The organism is Dictyoglomus sp. GBS (genome assembly GCF_055179815.1).
Genome location: NZ_CM143687.1, coordinates 713,342 through 730,035 on the forward strand (window position 1 = coordinate 713,342; position 16,694 = coordinate 730,035).

Sequence of the window (16,694 nt, forward strand, 5' to 3'; positions counted from 1 at the left end):
AATTATTTATTAAGGATTGTGGCTTTTTTGATTCTTGGTCCTTGGGGTGTATCCTCTATTATATAACCTCTTTGTTTTATTTCTTCCCTAATTTTGTCAGCTTTTTCCCAATTTTTTTCCTTTCTCGCTTTTTCTCTTTCTTCTAAAAGTTGCCAAATTTCTTCAGGTACTTCAATTTTAACTTCTGGAGGGTTATCTAAGGATAATCCGAATACTTTATCAAATTGAATAATTGTAGCTCTCTTAACCTCGGATGCTATTTTATCATCTTTCACAAGTTCCCATAAAATGGCAAGTGCTTTTGGCATATCTAAATCATCATTTATGGCTTGATGAAATCTTTCTTCATACTCTTTATCAAAATCAGCTTTTATCTTGGGATATCTTTTCATATTTTCATAAAGTCTATTTAAAGCTCTTTGTGCTCCTTCAATAGCTGACCATGTAAATCTTAATGGACTTCTATAATGAGCGGTAAGACAAAAATATCTATATGCTAATGAATGATAACTCTTTTCTTCCAGATCTGATAATGTAAGAAAATTTCCTTCGGATTTTGCCATTTTCTTTTCTCCCATAATGAGGAATTCTCCGTGCAACCAATATTTAGCCATCGGCTTTTCATATGCAGCTTCAGACTGGGCTATTTCATTTGTATGATGAATAGGAATATGATCCACACCACCACAGTGGATATCAAAGGGTTGTCCTAAATATTTTGTAGACATAACTGAGCATTCAATATGCCATCCAGGAAAACCTACTCCCCATGGAGAATCCCATTCCATCTGCCTTTTTACATCCTTAGGAGAGAATTTCCATAGAGCAAAATCAGTAGGATTTCTTTTTTCAGGGTTAAATTCCACCCTTGCTCCTGGTAGAAGCTCTTCTAAATCTTGTCCTGCTAATTTACCATAGTCAGGCACCTTTGAGGTATCAAAATATATTCCATCAGATGTCCTGTAGGTGTAGCCTTTTTGTTCAAGGATTTTTATAAGTTCTATAAAGTCAGGTATATGATCTGTTGCCTTACACCAGATAGTTGGTTCCAAAATATTTAATTTTTTCAAATCTCTTTTGAAAGCCTCGGTGTAAAACTCTGCAATTTCCCATGCACTTCTTCTTTCCTTTTTTGCTTCCTTTTCAATCTTATCTTCTCCCTCATCAGCATCAGAAGTAAGATGTCCCACATCAGTTATATTCATTACATGAGTAACTATATATCCATTATAAATTAATACTCTTTTTAAAATGTCCTCAAAAATATAGGTTCTTAAGTTTCCTATGTGGGCGTAGTTATAAACTGTAGGGCCACAAGTATACATTCCCACATAGGGTGGATTTATTGGTTCAAACTTTTCTTTTTTCTTTGTTAAAGTATTATAAAGGTATAAGTCCATAGTGGTAAGATTATATCATAAAATGATATTCTTTTTCAAAGGAGGTTTCTATGAAAATTTATGTTAGGTATCCATTAAAAAAAGAGTATATTAATAAAATCTTAGCTCTTAGTCAAAATGTTGAAATAACTGATAATATTGAAGAGGCGGATATATTTTTGGGTTGGGGATTAAACAAAGAAGAGTTCAAGAAAGCTAAAAGTTTAAAGTGGATACAATTAACATCTGCGGGTGTGGATCATATGCTTTATGATGATATTATTAACTCTGATGTAATCTTGACTTCTGCTAGTGGAGTTCATCCGAAATCTATTGCTGAACATGTTTTTGGTTTAATTCTTTCATGGACTCGTAGGATAAATGTGGCAATAAAAGGAAAAATAGAGAAAAGGTGGAATAAAGATGAGATAGAGTGGTGTGATGAACTTACTGGAAAAACTATGGGTATAATAGGTTACGGTAATATAGGACAAGAGATAGGAAGAATTGCTAAATGTTTTGATATAAGGGTTATAGGGCTTAAAAAGAAAAAAGAGAATATAAAAATACAACCTGATGAGTTATTGACTTTTCAAGATTTAGATAAGCTTTTGAACGATTCAGATATTATTGTGATAGTACTGCCTCTTACTAAGGAAACAGAAAATTTTATTTCTGAAGAAGAATTTAATAAAATGAAAAATAATGTTATTTTTGTTAATGTGGGAAGAGGTAGAACAGTAGATGAAAAGGCTTTAATAAAGGCTTTACAGGAAAATAAAATACAATGTGCACTACTTGATGTATTTTATAATGAACCTTTACCTAATGATAGCCCATTATGGGATATGGAGAATGTAATTATAACACCGCATATTGCAGGAATGACTCCTTATTATGATGAAAGGGTAGTGGAGATTTTTTTGAAGAATCTGAAAGAGTATCCTAATGTAGAAAGGATGATCAATGTGGTAGATAAAGAAGCTGGTTATTAGTAAAAAAAAGAGGGGGCATTAAGTCCCCCTCTTTTTAATATATTATTCTTTTTTCTCTCTTTTTTCCGAAAGTATAGTTTTTAATTCTGTATATCCAAAGATAAGCAAAATTATTCCTAAGAAAATTAAAAATATTGGTACCCCAGCCATTAAAGCCTTCAGAAAATAGGACCACCAAACTATGAGCCCCCATAGGCCTAATCCAATACAGATAATACCAAATAGAATGATTAATATCTTGCTTAACAAAATTGTCACCTCCCTTATTTTGTGAGAAAACAAATACAAAAATATTATAAAACAAAAGGCCTTATTTAGAAAGTAGAGGAAGAATCTCTAAAAGATCCTCCATTTTTCCTATAATGTCAGGAGTATACTTTGGTTTATCTCCGTTTAATATTTGTCCATCCTTGGTTAGAAAAGTAATAATACCTAAGGAGCTGGCAGAAAGATCTTCTTGTAAATCATTTCCAACCATTATGGTTTTTTCTGGCTTTTCTCCTATTTTTTCCAAGATTTCCTTATAGTATTCAGGAAATGGTTTGCAAGCATGCATAATTTCCATAGAGGTTATCAAGTCATAATTAAAATTATCTATTTCTGCCCATCTTAATCTCTCCCTTATGGCTATGAGTGGAAAAACTGCATTAGTGGCTATTACTACTTTGAGACCTAAATCAAATGCTTTCTCAATAACTTCTTTTGCGTATGGATTTGGTCTGGCTTTTACCGTATCTTTTAATTTTGGAAATTTTTCAATATAAAAGTTATAAAAGAAATCTTCCATAATATTTCTATCTATGCTTACTAATTTTTCGAATTCTTCCCAAAATACCTCGTTATTAGATTTAGGTCCTCTATTTTGCATCATTTTCGTTACCGCAATATTTAAACTTTTAAATAAAGAATCTGCATCTCCTATTTTCTTAAATTCTTCTCTTAACATAGAGAAATAATGTTTGGTAAATAATTCTAAATCACTATATAGTAAGGTGCCATCAAGATCAAAGAGTATTGCTTTAATCATATTTACTTTCCTCCCCTTTTTCATTTATAATCAGCGTTTGTCCTCTTTTCCATATCCACCTTCCCACTATATATACAATTGGTAGAATAAGGATGGAAAGATACCATATATTTGTCAAAATTAAAAAGTCGTAAAGTGCGTGCCAAAAAACTGGGTAGAATAATGCTTGTGTTAGATGTTTTTCAGGCTTAACACCAAACTTTGCAAGTCCAAATGCATATCCCATAAAAAGAGCCATAACAAAATGGGCAGGTACAGCCAAAAAAGCTCTTGTAAAACCTACCACATATCCTTCCGGTAGGACGTAGAATATGTTTTCTACTGTGGCAAATCCCATACCAACCATTACCGAATAAACAATACCATCAAAGGGTTCATCAAATTCTTCTTTGGGATAGATAAATTTATAAATGACGTAGTACTTTGCTCCTTCTTCTATAAGTGCAATTCCGAAAAATGTATATATAAAAAGGGAGGCTAAATCTCTGTGTGGTTTAAATAAATTAAGTAAATCTATAACAACTTCTAAAAATGCAGATGGAAAAGATACGAGGGCTCCTAATATAAATGCATAAATTATAGTTTTTGATGGTTCTTTATTCCATCTATCTTTATGATACACATACCAAGAGATGGCAATTCCTGGAGCTATAGATATTAGCAGTAAATTCATATTTTTATGGTAAAATTATAGCATAAAACATGATAAAATTAAGATTAATATGAAGTTAAAATTTTTTAGATGTCTTCTTACATTATTAATATTTTGTCTTATTGCACCCCCTATATCTTCTAATAATTCTATAAAAATTATTACAGATAAAGATTATCCTCCCTTTACATACATCGATGAGAAAGGAAATCTAGTAGGAATATCAGTAGAATTTTGGAAGATATGGAGTGAGAAGACAGGAATAAAAATAGAGCTTATTCCAGAAGAATGGAGTAAAGCCCAAAATATACTTTTTGAAGGAAAAGTTGATGCTATAGATACCATATTTAAAACGCCTGAAAGAGAAAAGTATTTAATTTTTTCTAAACCGATTTTTAAGGTTACATCAAGTATTTATTATCATAAAAGTATACCAAAAATAAATTATCCAAAGGATGTTACACCCTTTATTGTGGGGGCAAAAAGAGGCGATGCTTTAATAGAGATTTTTCTCTTACAGAATCCGCAGGTTAATTTTAAGTTTTATAGTAATTATTCTGATATAATACTTTCTGCTAAAAAGGATGAAATAAAAGTATTTATCATGGATGATCCACCTGCTTTCTATTATTTGACCAAATATGATTTGATTTATGAATTTTTTAAAGGGCCTGTAATATATACAAACTATCTTTATGTGGCTTCTCTTAAAAATAAAGCCCATATTGTATCTGTTATTAATGAGGGATTGTCTAAAATACCGCAAGAAGATATGGATAGATTATTAGAAAAATATTCATTTAAAGAAGAAGTTCCTTCAATTCTTCCTAAAATTGTTCTATATATTGTGATTATTGGACTTTCCATATTAATCATTGTTCTTTCGTATAATAGAATTCTCTCTATTAGAGTAAGAGAAGCTACAAAAGAATTGAAAAGAGTTCATGATAAACTCAGAGAACAAATTGACAAATTTGAATTCTTTATAAGAAATGTATCTTATATTTCAAGCATAGATTTGAAGGATTATGACTTTGTGAAGAGAGTATTACAGATTATTGTTAAAATCTTGGGTAAAGATACTTATGGTGTATTTTTTTATAGACATATGGATTCTTTAAGGATTTTAGCCATGAATGGATATGATAATAATTTGGAAGGATTATTAATTTCAAAAGAAGAAAGTAATAACATTTTGAATATACAAAATATTACATTAGTAAGAGAGCCAAGTTTTTTAAAGGATATAAATATGAAAGAGATGCTTTTATACCCTCTTAAATGGCAAGAAAAAATATATGGTTATTTGGCTTGTGTTATTCCAAAGGAAAGTATATATTCCTTTGATGAAAAGGATGTGGAAATACTTGAAAAGTTTGGAAATATTATTTCAGCATTTTATGGTATAAGAGTACATATTAGGGAAAGAGAAGTTTATTTAAGCAAAATGGTAACTCTTCTTATTAAGACTCTTGAATACTATGATAAGTATACTCAGGGGCATTCTGAAAGGGTTGCTAAATATGCTGTAAAGGTTGCAGAAAAGCTTGCTTTATCTCCGGAAAGAATTAAGAAGATATATTGGGCATCATTATTACATGATATAGGTAAAATTTATATTCCTCAAAGTATTTTAAATAAAAATGGAAGATTAACGCAGGAGGAATTTGAAATTGTAAAAATCCATCCTATTAAAAGTGAGGAGATATTAAAACAGGTAGATGAATTTAGAGATTTAGCAGAAATTGTTAGATATCATCATGAGAGGTGGGATGGGTTAGGATATCCTGATGGATTATCCTCATATGAAATTCCATTGGAGTCGAGAATTATTGCAACATCTGATGCTTTTGATGCTATGACCAGTGAAAGACCTTATAAAAGAGCGATGACTTTTGAGGAGGCTATTTTAGAGATAGAGAAAAATAAGGGAAAACAGTTTGATCCTCAAATAGCCGAAATTATGATAGAGGTTATAAAAGAGGAAATGATAGAGGAAAATTATTGACAGATTAAATCGTTATATTTTACACTATTTAAAAGGAAACATAAAATTTGGGGGTTGTAAAATATGAAGACAAAAGAGGAGATTCTTAAAAGTTTTCCCAAAAATCCGGATTATATTATTGAGATTCTCCATGCCCTTCAAGATAGCAACCCTTATAATTATTTAACTCCAGAAGATATAAAACTATGTGCAGAATATTTAGATCTTCCTGTGAGCTATGTGGAAGGTGTGGCATCTTTTTACTCCATGTTTAGTTTAAAACCAAGGGGAAGATATGTGATAAGATTGTGCGATTCACCTCCATGTCATTTAGTTGGATCTGAGTCCCTTTTAGAATATTTAGAAAGAAAATTGAAGATAAAGGTTGGAGAAACTACTCCTGATAGACTTTTTACTTTGGAACTTACAAGCTGTCTTGGGGTATGTGCGGTAGCTCCTGCTATGATGATTAATGATGATGTTTATGGAAATCTTACCTTTGAGAAGATTGATAAAATCTTGGAGGAAAAGAGGGGGAATTTATGAGTATAGTAAGAAGTCATGTTTTGATATCCATAGATGCAAACACTTTGTTGGCAGGAGCAAAAGCTGTAGAAGAAGCTTTGATAAATGAATTAAGAAAAAGGGGTATTGATAAGGAAGTAGGAGTAATTGAAACAGGTCCTCTTGGAATTATTGGGAAAGGTGTAGTAATGGTGGTTTATCCTGAAGGAGTTTATTATGGCAATGTAAAACCGGAAGATATTCCAGAATTGGTAGAGGAACATTTTGTAAAAGGAAGACCTTTAAAAAGACTTATGATAGAAGAAATTACTACCCCATCAGTAGTAGTAAAGGAAGAGGTTGGGTTAACCAAGAGACAAGTAAGGATTGTACTTAAAAATAGTGGAGTGATAAATCCCGAGAGTATAGAAGAATATATAGCTTCTGATGGATTTGATGGCCTAACTAAGGCTATTTTTGAAATGAAACCTGAAGATGTAATAAAAGTGGTTAAAGATTCAGGACTTAGAGGTAGAGGAGGAGCAGGTTTTCCCACAGGTTTGAAATGGGAATTTACTTATAAAATTCCTGCAGATGAAAAATATGTTATATGTAATGCTGATGAAGGAGAGCCGGGAACCTTCAAAGATAGATTAATTTTAGAAGGTGATCCTTATAGAATAGTTGAAGCCATGACTATTGCTGGTTATGCGGTAGGAGCTAAGAAGGGATATATTTATATTAGAGGGGAATATAAATTGTCCATAGATCGTATGCAGAAAGCTATCCAAACAGCAAAAGATTATGGACTTCTTGGAGATAATATTCTTGGTAGTAATTTTTCCTTTGATATAGAGGTGAGGAAGGGAGCAGGTGCTTATATCTGTGGAGAAGAAACAGCTTTAATAGAATCTTTGGAGGGTAAAAGAGGAGTACCAAGAATAAAGCCTCCTTATCCTGTTTCTCAGGGATTGAGAAATAAGCCAACTGTAGTGAACAATGTGGAAACATTGGCTAATATTCCTGATATTGTAAGAAATGGAGCTGAATGGTTTAGGCAATTTGGAACAGAAAAATGTCCAGGCACTAAGGTCTATACCATTTTAGGAGATGTGATAAATGCAGGCCTTATAGAAGTAGAGATGGGTACTCCTTTGAGAGAGATAATTTTCCAATATGGTGGCGGGATAAAGGATGGGAAAAAGTTTAAGTGTGCATTAGTAGGGGGAGCAGCTGGTGCCTTTTTAGGAGAGGAAATGCTTGATGTTAAGATGGATTTTGAAAACTTAAAAGAATATAAAGCAGTCCTTGGATCTGGGGCTATATTAGTTATGAATGAAACAGCATGTATTGTAGATATGTTGAAGAGTATTTTAAGATTTTTTGAGCATGAATCTTGTGGTAGGTGTACTCCTTGTAGAGTTGGTACTAAGAGATTGGTAGAAATAATAAATAGGTTTGCTAATTTAGAGGGTTCTAAAGAGGATATAGATGAAATGGTAAATATTAGTCTTGTAATGAAGGATACATCCTTCTGTCCATTAGGACAATCGGTACATCTTCCTGTGGTTTCTGCAATTAGATATTTTAAGGATGAATTTATAAACCATTTTAAGGAAAAATATTGTGTGGCAAATAGATGTGGGAGAAAAGTAGTGGTTTTATCTTAAGGGGAAGCTTATAGCTTCCCCTTCTTAATCTATATTGATTCCTAAAACCTTTTTGACAAAAACCCCTATTAAGAAACTTATAAAGGATACAGAAAAGATAATAATTGTCATTTCTAAAAATCTTTTATTAAACTCATAGTCCTTTGCAACTGATATATAAAAATTGAAGATTACAACTAAAATGACTGCAAAAAGAAGAGTTAAAATTAAAGCAAGGATATAATTTTGTGTTATTAAGTAGGGAAGGATTAGAATTAAAACTGTCATAATATATGTTATTCCAGTGGTTATTGCAGATTTCAAAGGATTTCTTTCAGAAGATTCTGCTTTCGAAGAGAGATACTCTGATCCTGCCATTGATAATGCAGCTGAGATTCCTGTTATTAATCCAGATATGGATATAAGCTTTGTATTTTGGAAGGCAAAGGTTAAACCTGCTAAGGTACCTGTAAGTTCCACTAAGGCATCTGACAATCCAAGAACCATTGATCCAATATAGTTTAATCTCTCTTCATCTAAGGTATTTAATAATTTCTGTTCATGTTCTTTTTCATCATCAAGGATTTCATTAATTTGTGGATACTTATTAATAATTTTTCTATAGCTTTCTATTGCTTTATCCTCTCCTTTTTCCATAAGTTTGAGTACAAAGGTAAAACCAAAAATCTTTGTAAGAAAGAGATACAAGTAAAGCTTAAATTTATTAGGATTTAAATCTTTTTGGGTTATTTTCCTTAGTACGTTGTAGTGGGCAAACTCATCTTGAGAAATTTTTAAAAGTATTTCCCTATTTTTTTTATCTTTTAACCCTTTTGAAAGAATTTTATATATATTGTGTTCGGTTATTTCGTTTCTCTGAAGTTTCAATAAAATCTTTTCTTCCATTTTTTACCTCCTTTCTTCCTTATATATTATCACAATGGATAATTTTTACGCTTAGGTTAAATAATACAGATGTAAAAAGATATTCTTTTATTATCCTCTTATAATTCTTGAATTGTATTTATTTTATTGACTTTAATTTATAAAAAATAATATAATTTTTTATGGTAAAAAAAATTTTTGATTGGAGGTCAATAGAAGTTGAAACCTGTAAATATAAAAAGTATGAGAATTGCTAATATATCTTTGGTACTTGATACCATAAGAAGAATGGGGCCTATATCTCGTTATGACATTTCTAAGATTACAAAATTAAGTCCTTCTGCAGTATCTAGTATTGTGGAAAATCTAATAAGTGTGGGGATAATAAAGGAAAGTCCTGCCCAGGTAACAAAAGTTGGCAGGCGTCCTATAGAACTTACTCTTAATGAGGTAGGTTATTATCCTATAGGAATAGAGATAGAGAAGGATAAGATTACAGGCATATTAATGGCTCTTTCTGGGAGAGTTTTGAGAAAAGAGAGTATTGTCTTATATAACAATGATGTAGATATGGTTTTGAATGGAGTAGTTAATATATATCGTTCTTTGATTGATGGAGTAAATAAGGAGGATATTATTGGAGTTGGGTTAGCTGTACCTGGTACAATAAATAGAAAGGAAGGAGTGTGTTTGTTTTCGCCGAATCTTGGATGGAGAAATGTAAAAATAAAGGAATATCTTTCTAAATACATAGAGGGAGTACCTATTTTTATTGAACATATAGTAAAAGCTGTCACTTATGGAGAGCTTTGGTATGGTGCTGGTATTGGTAAGGATAATCTCATATGTGTAAGGGTAGGAAGTGGTGTGAGTGCAGGCTTAGTGCTTGATGGTAAAATTTATAGGGGACCTGATGATAGAGCTGGGGAGTTTGGACATACAATTATAGAGAAAAATGGAAATAAATGTAAATGTGGAAGTTATGGATGTTTAGAGAGTTATGTTTCAACGCAGGTGCTCTATGAAAAAATATTAGAAGGTATTCGCAAGAATGCATATACGAAGGTGAATTTGGAAAATAAGAGTAGAGATGAGATTTTAGATGAGATTATTGAGGCTGGGAAATCTGGAGATAGATTTGTTCTTAATATTTTTGAAGAGCTTGGAACTTATTTAGGCATAGGTATTGCTAATCTTATAAATATACTAAATCCTGAAATTGTTATTATTGCTGGAGGACTTTCCAAAGCAGAGGAGCTTCTTTTGGATCCTGTAAAGAGAGTAGTAAATCTTCATGCCTTTCCTCCTATACCAGAGATTATTACTACTAAATTAGGTGGTTTAACAGGACCTATAGGAGCTGCAGCAGAGGTAATAGAAGAGACTTTGCTTAAAAAAATATTTGAGAAGGCGGAAGAAGAAACTTATAGGTAATTTTATTTTTTTGAAAAAAATAGGGAGATAAAGAAAACAAGAGTTCCAAGCATAACGATAGTGGAGCCAGAAGGTGTATCAAAGTGGTAGGAAATTATTAATCCCAATAAGATATTTAAAAAGGTAAATAATATGGTATAGATTGCTAATTTTTTTATGTCTTTTATAAAAGGTATTAAAGTAGCTACAGGAATAATAATTAAAGCTGAAGATAAGATGATGCCAACAAGTTTACTTATAAGTACAATGGCTATACCAGTGAGGATTAATATATAGGTTTCTAAACGGGATGTGTTTATTCCAGAGGCTTTGGCAGATTCTTCATCGAAGATAATAAATAAAATCTTCCAATAATTTTTATAAGAAAAGAACAAAAGAAAAATTGTAAATGTAATTGTTAGAAAAAGATCCTGGTCTCCTATAGAGAGAATACTTCCAAAAAGGAAACTAAAAAGATTAGTTGTGTAACCTTTATGAAAACTTAAAAGCAATGCTCCTAAAGCCATAGAGGAGGAAAAGTAAATACCTATTGGTACGTCTGCTTTTAATTTTGATTTTTTAGTTATATATGGCATACTTAATAATATTATTATAGTAAATATTATAGATGTTAAAGTCATGTTTATATTGAGTAGATAACCAAAAGCTAACCCCCCAAATACCGCATGACTTATTCCTGCCCCCATGAAGGTTATCCCTCTTAAGAGAATATAGATGCCTATAATACTTGAAATTATACTTATAAATATACCAGCTAAAATACTTTTTTGCATAAAAGAATATTGAAAAATATCCAAAATTAATCCTCCTTATGAGTTAAATATATAAATTCTTCACCATATATTTCTCTTAATGCCCCGTGTATTTTAATTTCTTCAGGGCATCCATGAATATACAACTTTCTATTTAGACATGCAAGTTTATCCACCTTATTAGTGATAGCTCCGATATCGTGGGTTACTAAAATAATAGAGATCTTTTGATTTTTTAGCTCTTCAAGAATTCTATAAAAGTTATATTGAGTTTTTATATCCACACCTACTGTTGGTTCATCTAAAAGGAGAATTTTGGGGTTTTGAACTAAGGCTCTTGCAATTAATACTCTTTGTTGTTGTCCACCCGAAAGTTCACTAAATATTTTATCTGCATATTCTTTGATCTCTAACTTTTCCATTATTTTATTAATTATTTCATGGTCTTCTTTGTTAAGTGCTTTCCAATCTCTAACGATTCTTCTTCCAAAGGCAACAATATCTTTTACTTTTAATGGTAGATACTTTTCCATATCAGGTTTTTGAGGTACATATCCAACAAATTTTTTTTCATAAGTGATATTATCTATTTCTTTTCCAAATAAAATTATTTTACCCTGTTGAGGTTTTAATATGCCAACTATTAGTTTTAAAAGGGTAGATTTTCCAGCCCCATTAGGGCCTATAATACCCAAAAATTCTCCTTCATCTACCTCTAAATTTATGTTGTCTAATATCTTATCATTATTGTAATAAAAAGTTAGATTCTTTATTTCAATGATTTTGTTCATAAAATATACTTCTCAAAATATTAGTATTTTCTTTTATTAAGGAAAAATAATCTTTATTGAAACCTATAGGATCCATGTCTACTACTTTTACTCCTGTTTCTTTTTGTATTGTTCTTATCACTGGTGGATTAATAAAAGGTTCTTTTACAATATATTTAATCTTATGTTTTTTAATAATATTTATGATCTCTTGAATCTTCTTCAAGGATGGCTCTTTTCCCTCTCCTTCCTCTATATAGCTCAATACTTTGATATCATATCTTTTATAAAAGTAATACCAAGAAGGATGATATGCTATGATCTCCCTTTTCTTATAGGGAGATAGACTTCTCCTTATATAATTATCAATTTCTTGGATATTCTTCTCCACAATTTTTAAATTATTTTGATAATAAGCTTGATTTTGGGGATCAATGCTTCTTAATTTTTCGTAAATGGCTTGTGCTATCTCTTTTACCATGAGAGGATCAAGCCAATAATGGGGGTTATCGTCTTTGTTTTTAATCCTATCCGCTATTATGAGAAGATCTTTTTGTTTAGTATTAATAAGTTTCATTGCCCATAGATCTACATCTCCCCCATTTATTATTATAAGTTTAGAGTTTTCTATGGCTTTCATGGTGTTTGGGGTTGGCTCAAAAAGATGAGGATTTGTATTTTGGGGTAAAAGTACTTCTATCCTCCATTTTTCACCTGCAATATATCTTAAGATGCTACCTATGGGAGGAATGGATACTGATATGGTTTGAATTCCATAAATGCTGTTTAAAAGAGTTATTATTGATAGTATGATAAAAATAACTATCTTTTTCATTTTAATTGACACCACCTTTTTGGTTTTTAGTAGGATATTATATCACAATTGGAAAAAAAATTTTTTATGTTAAAATTTTAATGAATTTAATATTAAGTTTAACAAAAAGGAGAGAAGTAGTATGAAGAAAGGGAGAACTCCTGAATATATAGGAACATATAACAAAAATCTTATTCTTGAAATATTAATGAGAACAGGACCAAGATCACGAGCTGAACTTGCTCGAATATCTAATCTTACAAAGACTGCTATTTCAGAGATAGTAGATGATCTTATTAAAAAGAAAATAATAATAGAAGTAGGAAAAGTGGAGACAGAGAGAGGAAGAAGGCCTACTAAGTTAATTATTAATCCAGATTTGAAGGTACTTTCAGTAGATCTTAGTGGTATGGAAGGAAGATCTGCTATTTTTAATGCAAAAGGAGAAATTGAGGAGAGTATATCATACAAGATAGATGCTAAAGAAGATTTATTAAAGCTTATAGATCCTCTTTATAGGAAATACAGTGAAAAAATAATTGCTATTTTTCTCTCAGTACCAGGAATAATTGATAGGGAAAATGGAAAGGTTATTCTTTCTGTAAGTTTAAATTGGGAAAATTTCGAGATTATATCATTTTTAGAAAAATATTATAAGAAACCTATATATATAGAAAAGGATACTAATGTGGGATTAATAGCTGAAAATTGGTATGGGGATGCTGGTAGATATAATACATTTTTTTATCTATTATTAGAGAAAGGTATTGGACTTGGAATATTTTATAAAGGAGAGATCTTGGAAGGTTTTCAGGGTATCGAAGGTGAAATTGGTCATACTACTATTAAAGAAAATGGTGAGAAGTGTTGGTGTGGTAATTCTGGTTGTTTGGAAATTTATGCCTCCCTTTCTAAAATAGTTAAGGATTTTGGTTATGAAAACGATTTTGAAAACGTTCTGAAGGAATTTTTGTATAAAAGGGAAAATGAAATTCTGGAGAGAACTTTTAATTATTTAGGGATTTCGTTAGCAAATGCTATACATCTTTTGGCTCCTGAAGCTGTATGTATTTCTGGTAATATGTTTATAAATCAAAATATTCTTGATATGATCACAAAAATTTTAAAAGAAAAAGTAGAAAAACATATATTTAATAATTTGAGGGGTAAGATTTTCTTTTATTCATCAAAATTAGGTAGAGATAGTCTGTTAATAGGAGCTGGTATATTAGGGTTTTTAGGGTATTTTAAAGAGGTTTAAAATAAGTTATAATAATTACAAAAAAGGGGTAGAGAAAAAATGGATTGTAAAATATTAATAGGGGGAGAGGCTGGCCAAGGAATACAAACCATATCTAATATCCTTTCTAAATTTTTTTACCGAATAGGCTATTTTATTTTTACTATTGAAAGTTATCAATCCCGCATAAGAGGTGGCCATAATTATAGCTTAATAAGAATTTCGGATAATCCTATTTATGCTATAGATAGTGAGAAAATAGATATTCTTGTTGCCTTAAATAGTGAAACTATTGAGCTTCATAAGGGACATGTTAAAAAAGGTGGACATATTATTTGTGATGAAAATATAAAAGGAGATTTTAGTTTTGATGGGATGTATAAAGTCCCAGTTAGAAAAATTGCCCAAGAGGTAGCTAAGACGAAGTTAGTAGAAAATACTGTTATTTGTGGGGTTCTTTTGGGATTAGTATCTGGTGACTTAGAAGAGATGAAAAAAGTGATTTCTGAATCCTTTAAAGATGAATACATAGATATGAACATTAAAGCATTAGAGGCAGGATATATTTATGCATTGAATATAAATAGAAGATGTGGAGAATTTCCAAAAAGAGAAAGAGAAGGAAGATTAATAATAAATGGAGGAGAGGCTGTAGGATTTGGTGCTATTGTAGCAGGTTGTAAATTCCTTGCTTCTTATCCTATGACTCCAGGTACTGCAGTAATGAATTTTTTAGCAGAACATGAAATTGATTTTGATATTGTAGTAGAACAAGCTGAAGATGAAATCGCTGCAATAAATATGGCAGTTGGAGGTTTTTTTGCAGGAGCAAGATCTATGGTAACCACCTCTGGAGGAGGATTTGCTTTAATGGTGGAGGGCTTGAGCTTGGCTGGTATGACAGAAACTCCTGTGGTTATTCATGTAGCTCAACGTCCTGGACCAGCTACAGGTCTTCCTACAAGAACAGAACAAGCTGATCTTAATTTTGTTATTCATGCGGGTCATGGAGAATTTCCCAAATATGTCACTGCACCAAGAGATCAGAAGGATGCTTATTATAAAACTATAAAGGCTTTTGAGATAGCTGAAAAATATCAGGTGCCATCTATTATTCTTACTGATCAGTATCTTATTGATTCTAAGGCTGTTATAGATGGTCTTCATGTTCCTGGGATTAAGAATTATAGGATATTGGGAGATAAAAACTATTTAAGGCATAAGATTACTGAGGATGGAATTTCTCCTTTGGCTATCCCAGGAGAATTTGAGGGTTTTGTGATTACTGATAGTGATGAACATGATGAAGAGGGACATATTACAGAAGATTTAAATATAAGAAAAAAGATGGTAGAAAAGAGGTTGAGAAAGAAATTAGCTATTATGAGAGATGTGGAAGAACCTGTTTATTTTGGTGTAGATAAGTCCAAGGTAGTTTTTATCGGTTGGGGATCAACATACGGGGTAATAAGAGAAGCTATTTCTAATTTGTTGAAGGAAGGATATGAGATAGGACATTTACATTTTTCTGATGTCTACCCTTTACCAACAAAAATTCTTAATGATTTTAAAGATAAAAAACTATATACCATAGAAGGAAATTATGAAGGACAATTAGCTGCTTTAATAAGAAAAGAATTATGCATAAAAGTAGATAGAGGTATTGTTAAATATAATGGTATGCCATTTTTTGTAGAAGAAATTATGGAGGGAGTGAGGGAGATAATGGGATGAGAATAGAGGACTTTGATAATAATCAAATACCTGCATGGTGTCCAGGATGTGGAAACTGGTCTATTTTGAATTGTATAAAAAGAGCATTGGCAGAACTTGAGATTCCACCTTATAGATTACTAATGGTTTCTGGTATTGGTCAAGCTGCAAAAGCGCCTCACTATTTTAAATGCAACCTCTTTAATGGACTTCATGGAAGAGATATACCAGTAGCCTGTGGAGCTAAGATAGCTAATAAAGAGCTTCTTGTGATATGTGAATCAGGAGATGGAAATACCTATGGAGAAGGAGGTAATCATTTGATTCATAATATGAGAAGAAATTTAAATATAAAAGTTTTTGTACATAATAACCAAATATACGGTCTAACAAAAGGTCAGGCATCACCCACAAGCGATATGGGAATGAAGACTAAGGTTCAGCCGTTGGGGGTACCTTATCCGTCCTTGAATCCCATATCCTTAGCTATTGCAAGTGGTGCATCTTTTGCAGCAAGGTCCTTTTCTGGAGATCCAGATCATCTTACAGAAATGATGAAACTTGCTATACTTCACAATGGGTTTGCTCTATTAGATATTCTTCAACCATGTGTAACTTTTAATAAGGTAAATACTTTTCAATGGTATAAAGAAAGAGTATATAAACTTGGTCCAGATTATGATCCTTCAGATATACACTTGGCTTTTGAGAAATCTCTTGAATGGAGTGAAAGGATACCTATAGGAGTTATTTATAAAAAAGAGAGACCAACCTTTGAAGAGGTTATTCCTCAATTACAAGGCGAACCTCTATATAAAAAGAAGAGAGATCCTAATGATATGTTTGATAAAATAGTAAAAAAATTTATGTAAAGAATGTAATAAAATAGTAAA

Annotated in this window: 16 protein-coding genes; 8 read left to right on the forward strand and 8 right to left on the reverse strand. The window is 31.4% G+C overall.

From position 1 onward, the window contains the following. Positions 1-2: 2 nt before the first annotated feature. Positions 3-1,400 (reverse strand): cysteine--tRNA ligase, encoded by a 1,398-nt coding sequence (cysS, locus tag ACY3IT_RS03305; protein WP_463083366.1) that lies wholly within the window; start codon positions 1,398-1,400, stop codon positions 3-5. A 50-nt stretch (positions 1,401-1,450) separates the two neighbouring features. Between cysS and ACY3IT_RS03310 the strand changes: the two genes are divergently transcribed. After that, the gene (locus ACY3IT_RS03310) at positions 1,451-2,374 is read left to right on the forward strand and encodes a D-2-hydroxyacid dehydrogenase (RefSeq protein WP_463083367.1); all 924 of its coding nucleotides are present in this window, start codon (positions 1,451-1,453) and stop codon (positions 2,372-2,374) included. Between the two features lie 42 nt (positions 2,375-2,416). On the opposite strand, the gene ACY3IT_RS03315 is transcribed toward ACY3IT_RS03310, so the two are convergent. The 3 genes from ACY3IT_RS03315 to ACY3IT_RS03325 form a co-directional block, all read right to left on the reverse strand. Beyond that, complete coding sequence (locus ACY3IT_RS03315; RefSeq protein WP_463083368.1) at positions 2,417-2,623, reverse strand: hypothetical protein; 207 nt, start codon at positions 2,621-2,623, stop codon at positions 2,417-2,419. 61 nt (positions 2,624-2,684) lie between these two features. Further along, entirely contained in the window at positions 2,685-3,401 is a 717-nt protein-coding gene (locus ACY3IT_RS03320) for an HAD family hydrolase (protein WP_463083369.1), read from the reverse strand. After that, positions 3,394-4,074, reverse strand: a complete 681-nt coding sequence (locus ACY3IT_RS03325; protein WP_463083370.1) for a PrsW family glutamic-type intramembrane protease — start codon at positions 4,072-4,074, stop codon at positions 3,394-3,396. The genes ACY3IT_RS03320 and ACY3IT_RS03325 overlap by 8 nt, the downstream gene beginning before the upstream one ends. Before the next feature lie 49 nt (positions 4,075-4,123). Between ACY3IT_RS03325 and ACY3IT_RS03330 the strand changes: the two genes are divergently transcribed. From ACY3IT_RS03330 to nuoF, 3 genes are all read left to right on the forward strand, one after another. Further along, positions 4,124-6,061: an HD domain-containing phosphohydrolase gene (locus ACY3IT_RS03330; protein WP_463083371.1), complete on the forward strand. Its 1,938-nt coding sequence runs from the start codon at positions 4,124-4,126 to the stop codon at positions 6,059-6,061. A 63-nt stretch (positions 6,062-6,124) separates the two neighbouring features. Next, on the forward strand, positions 6,125-6,586 hold the full coding sequence (nuoE, locus tag ACY3IT_RS03335; protein WP_463083372.1) for an NADH-quinone oxidoreductase subunit NuoE: 462 nt from the start codon (positions 6,125-6,127) through the stop codon (positions 6,584-6,586). Next, positions 6,583-8,214 carry an NADH-quinone oxidoreductase subunit NuoF gene (nuoF, locus tag ACY3IT_RS03340; RefSeq protein ID WP_463083373.1) on the forward strand — a complete coding sequence of 544 codons (1,632 nt, stop codon included), beginning with the start codon at positions 6,583-6,585 and terminating at the stop codon, positions 8,212-8,214. The genes nuoE and nuoF overlap by 4 nt, the downstream gene beginning before the upstream one ends. Before the next feature lie 24 nt (positions 8,215-8,238). Here nuoF and ACY3IT_RS03345 read toward each other — a convergent pair whose 3' ends face one another. Beyond that, complete coding sequence (locus ACY3IT_RS03345; RefSeq protein WP_463083374.1) at positions 8,239-9,099, reverse strand: VIT1/CCC1 transporter family protein; 861 nt, start codon at positions 9,097-9,099, stop codon at positions 8,239-8,241. Positions 9,100-9,297: 198 nt separating this feature from the next. On the opposite strand from ACY3IT_RS03345, the gene ACY3IT_RS03350 reads away from it, so the two are divergent. Further along, positions 9,298-10,512 (forward strand): ROK family protein, encoded by a 1,215-nt coding sequence (locus ACY3IT_RS03350; RefSeq protein WP_463083375.1) that lies wholly within the window; start codon positions 9,298-9,300, stop codon positions 10,510-10,512. Positions 10,513-10,514: 2 nt separating this feature from the next. Here the strand turns inward: ACY3IT_RS03350 and ACY3IT_RS03355 are convergent, their stop codons facing one another. From ACY3IT_RS03355 to ACY3IT_RS03365, 3 genes are read right to left on the reverse strand one after another with little or no spacing between them, the layout of a single operon-like run. Further along, the gene (locus ACY3IT_RS03355) at positions 10,515-11,309 is read right to left on the reverse strand and encodes a metal ABC transporter permease (protein ID WP_463083376.1); all 795 of its coding nucleotides are present in this window, start codon (positions 11,307-11,309) and stop codon (positions 10,515-10,517) included. Between the two features lie 2 nt (positions 11,310-11,311). After that, on the reverse strand, positions 11,312-12,055 hold the full coding sequence (locus ACY3IT_RS03360; protein ID WP_463083377.1) for a metal ABC transporter ATP-binding protein: 744 nt from the start codon (positions 12,053-12,055) through the stop codon (positions 11,312-11,314). Continuing rightward, complete coding sequence (locus ACY3IT_RS03365) at positions 12,039-12,869, reverse strand: metal ABC transporter substrate-binding protein (RefSeq protein WP_463083378.1); 831 nt, start codon at positions 12,867-12,869, stop codon at positions 12,039-12,041. Before ACY3IT_RS03365 ends, ACY3IT_RS03360 begins: the two co-directional genes overlap by 17 nt. Before the next feature lie 121 nt (positions 12,870-12,990). Between ACY3IT_RS03365 and ACY3IT_RS03370 the strand changes: the two genes are divergently transcribed. The 3 genes from ACY3IT_RS03370 to ACY3IT_RS03380 are packed head-to-tail and all read left to right on the forward strand — an operon-like array spanning position 12,991 to position 16,673. Further along, entirely contained in the window at positions 12,991-14,109 is a 1,119-nt protein-coding gene (locus tag ACY3IT_RS03370; RefSeq protein ID WP_463083379.1) for an ROK family protein, read from the forward strand. 39 nt (positions 14,110-14,148) lie between these two features. Further along, positions 14,149-15,822 (forward strand): 2-oxoacid:acceptor oxidoreductase subunit alpha, encoded by a 1,674-nt coding sequence (locus ACY3IT_RS03375; protein ID WP_463083380.1) that lies wholly within the window; start codon positions 14,149-14,151, stop codon positions 15,820-15,822. Continuing rightward, positions 15,819-16,673, forward strand: coding sequence for a 2-oxoacid:ferredoxin oxidoreductase subunit beta (locus ACY3IT_RS03380; RefSeq protein ID WP_463083381.1), 855 nt, complete (start codon positions 15,819-15,821; stop codon positions 16,671-16,673). The genes ACY3IT_RS03375 and ACY3IT_RS03380 overlap by 4 nt, the downstream gene beginning before the upstream one ends. The last annotated feature ends 21 nt before the right edge of the window (positions 16,674-16,694 follow it).

Bases quoted from the DNA above. Each gene is read 5' to 3' on its own strand.
- ACY3IT_RS03380 (WP_463083381.1), top strand. From the start codon at position 15,819: ATGAGAATAGAGGACTTTGATAATAATCAAATACCTGCATGGTGTCCA.
- ACY3IT_RS03310 (WP_463083367.1), top strand. From the start codon at position 1,451: ATGAAAATTTATGTTAGGTATCCATTAAAAAAAGAGTATATTAATAAA.
- ACY3IT_RS03320 (WP_463083369.1), bottom strand. From the start codon at position 3,401: ATGATTAAAGCAATACTCTTTGATCTTGATGGCACCTTACTATATAGT.
- ACY3IT_RS03375 (WP_463083380.1), top strand. From the start codon at position 14,149: ATGGATTGTAAAATATTAATAGGGGGAGAGGCTGGCCAAGGAATACAA.
- ACY3IT_RS03360 (WP_463083377.1), bottom strand. From the start codon at position 12,055: ATGAACAAAATCATTGAAATAAAGAATCTAACTTTTTATTACAATAAT.
- ACY3IT_RS03370 (WP_463083379.1), top strand. From the start codon at position 12,991: ATGAAGAAAGGGAGAACTCCTGAATATATAGGAACATATAACAAAAAT.
- ACY3IT_RS03345 (WP_463083374.1), bottom strand. From the start codon at position 9,099: ATGGAAGAAAAGATTTTATTGAAACTTCAGAGAAACGAAATAACCGAA.
- ACY3IT_RS03330 (WP_463083371.1), top strand. From the start codon at position 4,124: ATGAAGTTAAAATTTTTTAGATGTCTTCTTACATTATTAATATTTTGT.
- nuoE (WP_463083372.1), top strand. From the start codon at position 6,125: ATGAAGACAAAAGAGGAGATTCTTAAAAGTTTTCCCAAAAATCCGGAT.
- ACY3IT_RS03325 (WP_463083370.1), bottom strand. From the start codon at position 4,074: ATGAATTTACTGCTAATATCTATAGCTCCAGGAATTGCCATCTCTTGG.
- cysS (WP_463083366.1), bottom strand. From the start codon at position 1,400: ATGGACTTATACCTTTATAATACTTTAACAAAGAAAAAAGAAAAGTTT.
- nuoF (WP_463083373.1), top strand. From the start codon at position 6,583: ATGAGTATAGTAAGAAGTCATGTTTTGATATCCATAGATGCAAACACT.
- ACY3IT_RS03365 (WP_463083378.1), bottom strand. From the start codon at position 12,869: ATGAAAAAGATAGTTATTTTTATCATACTATCAATAATAACTCTTTTA.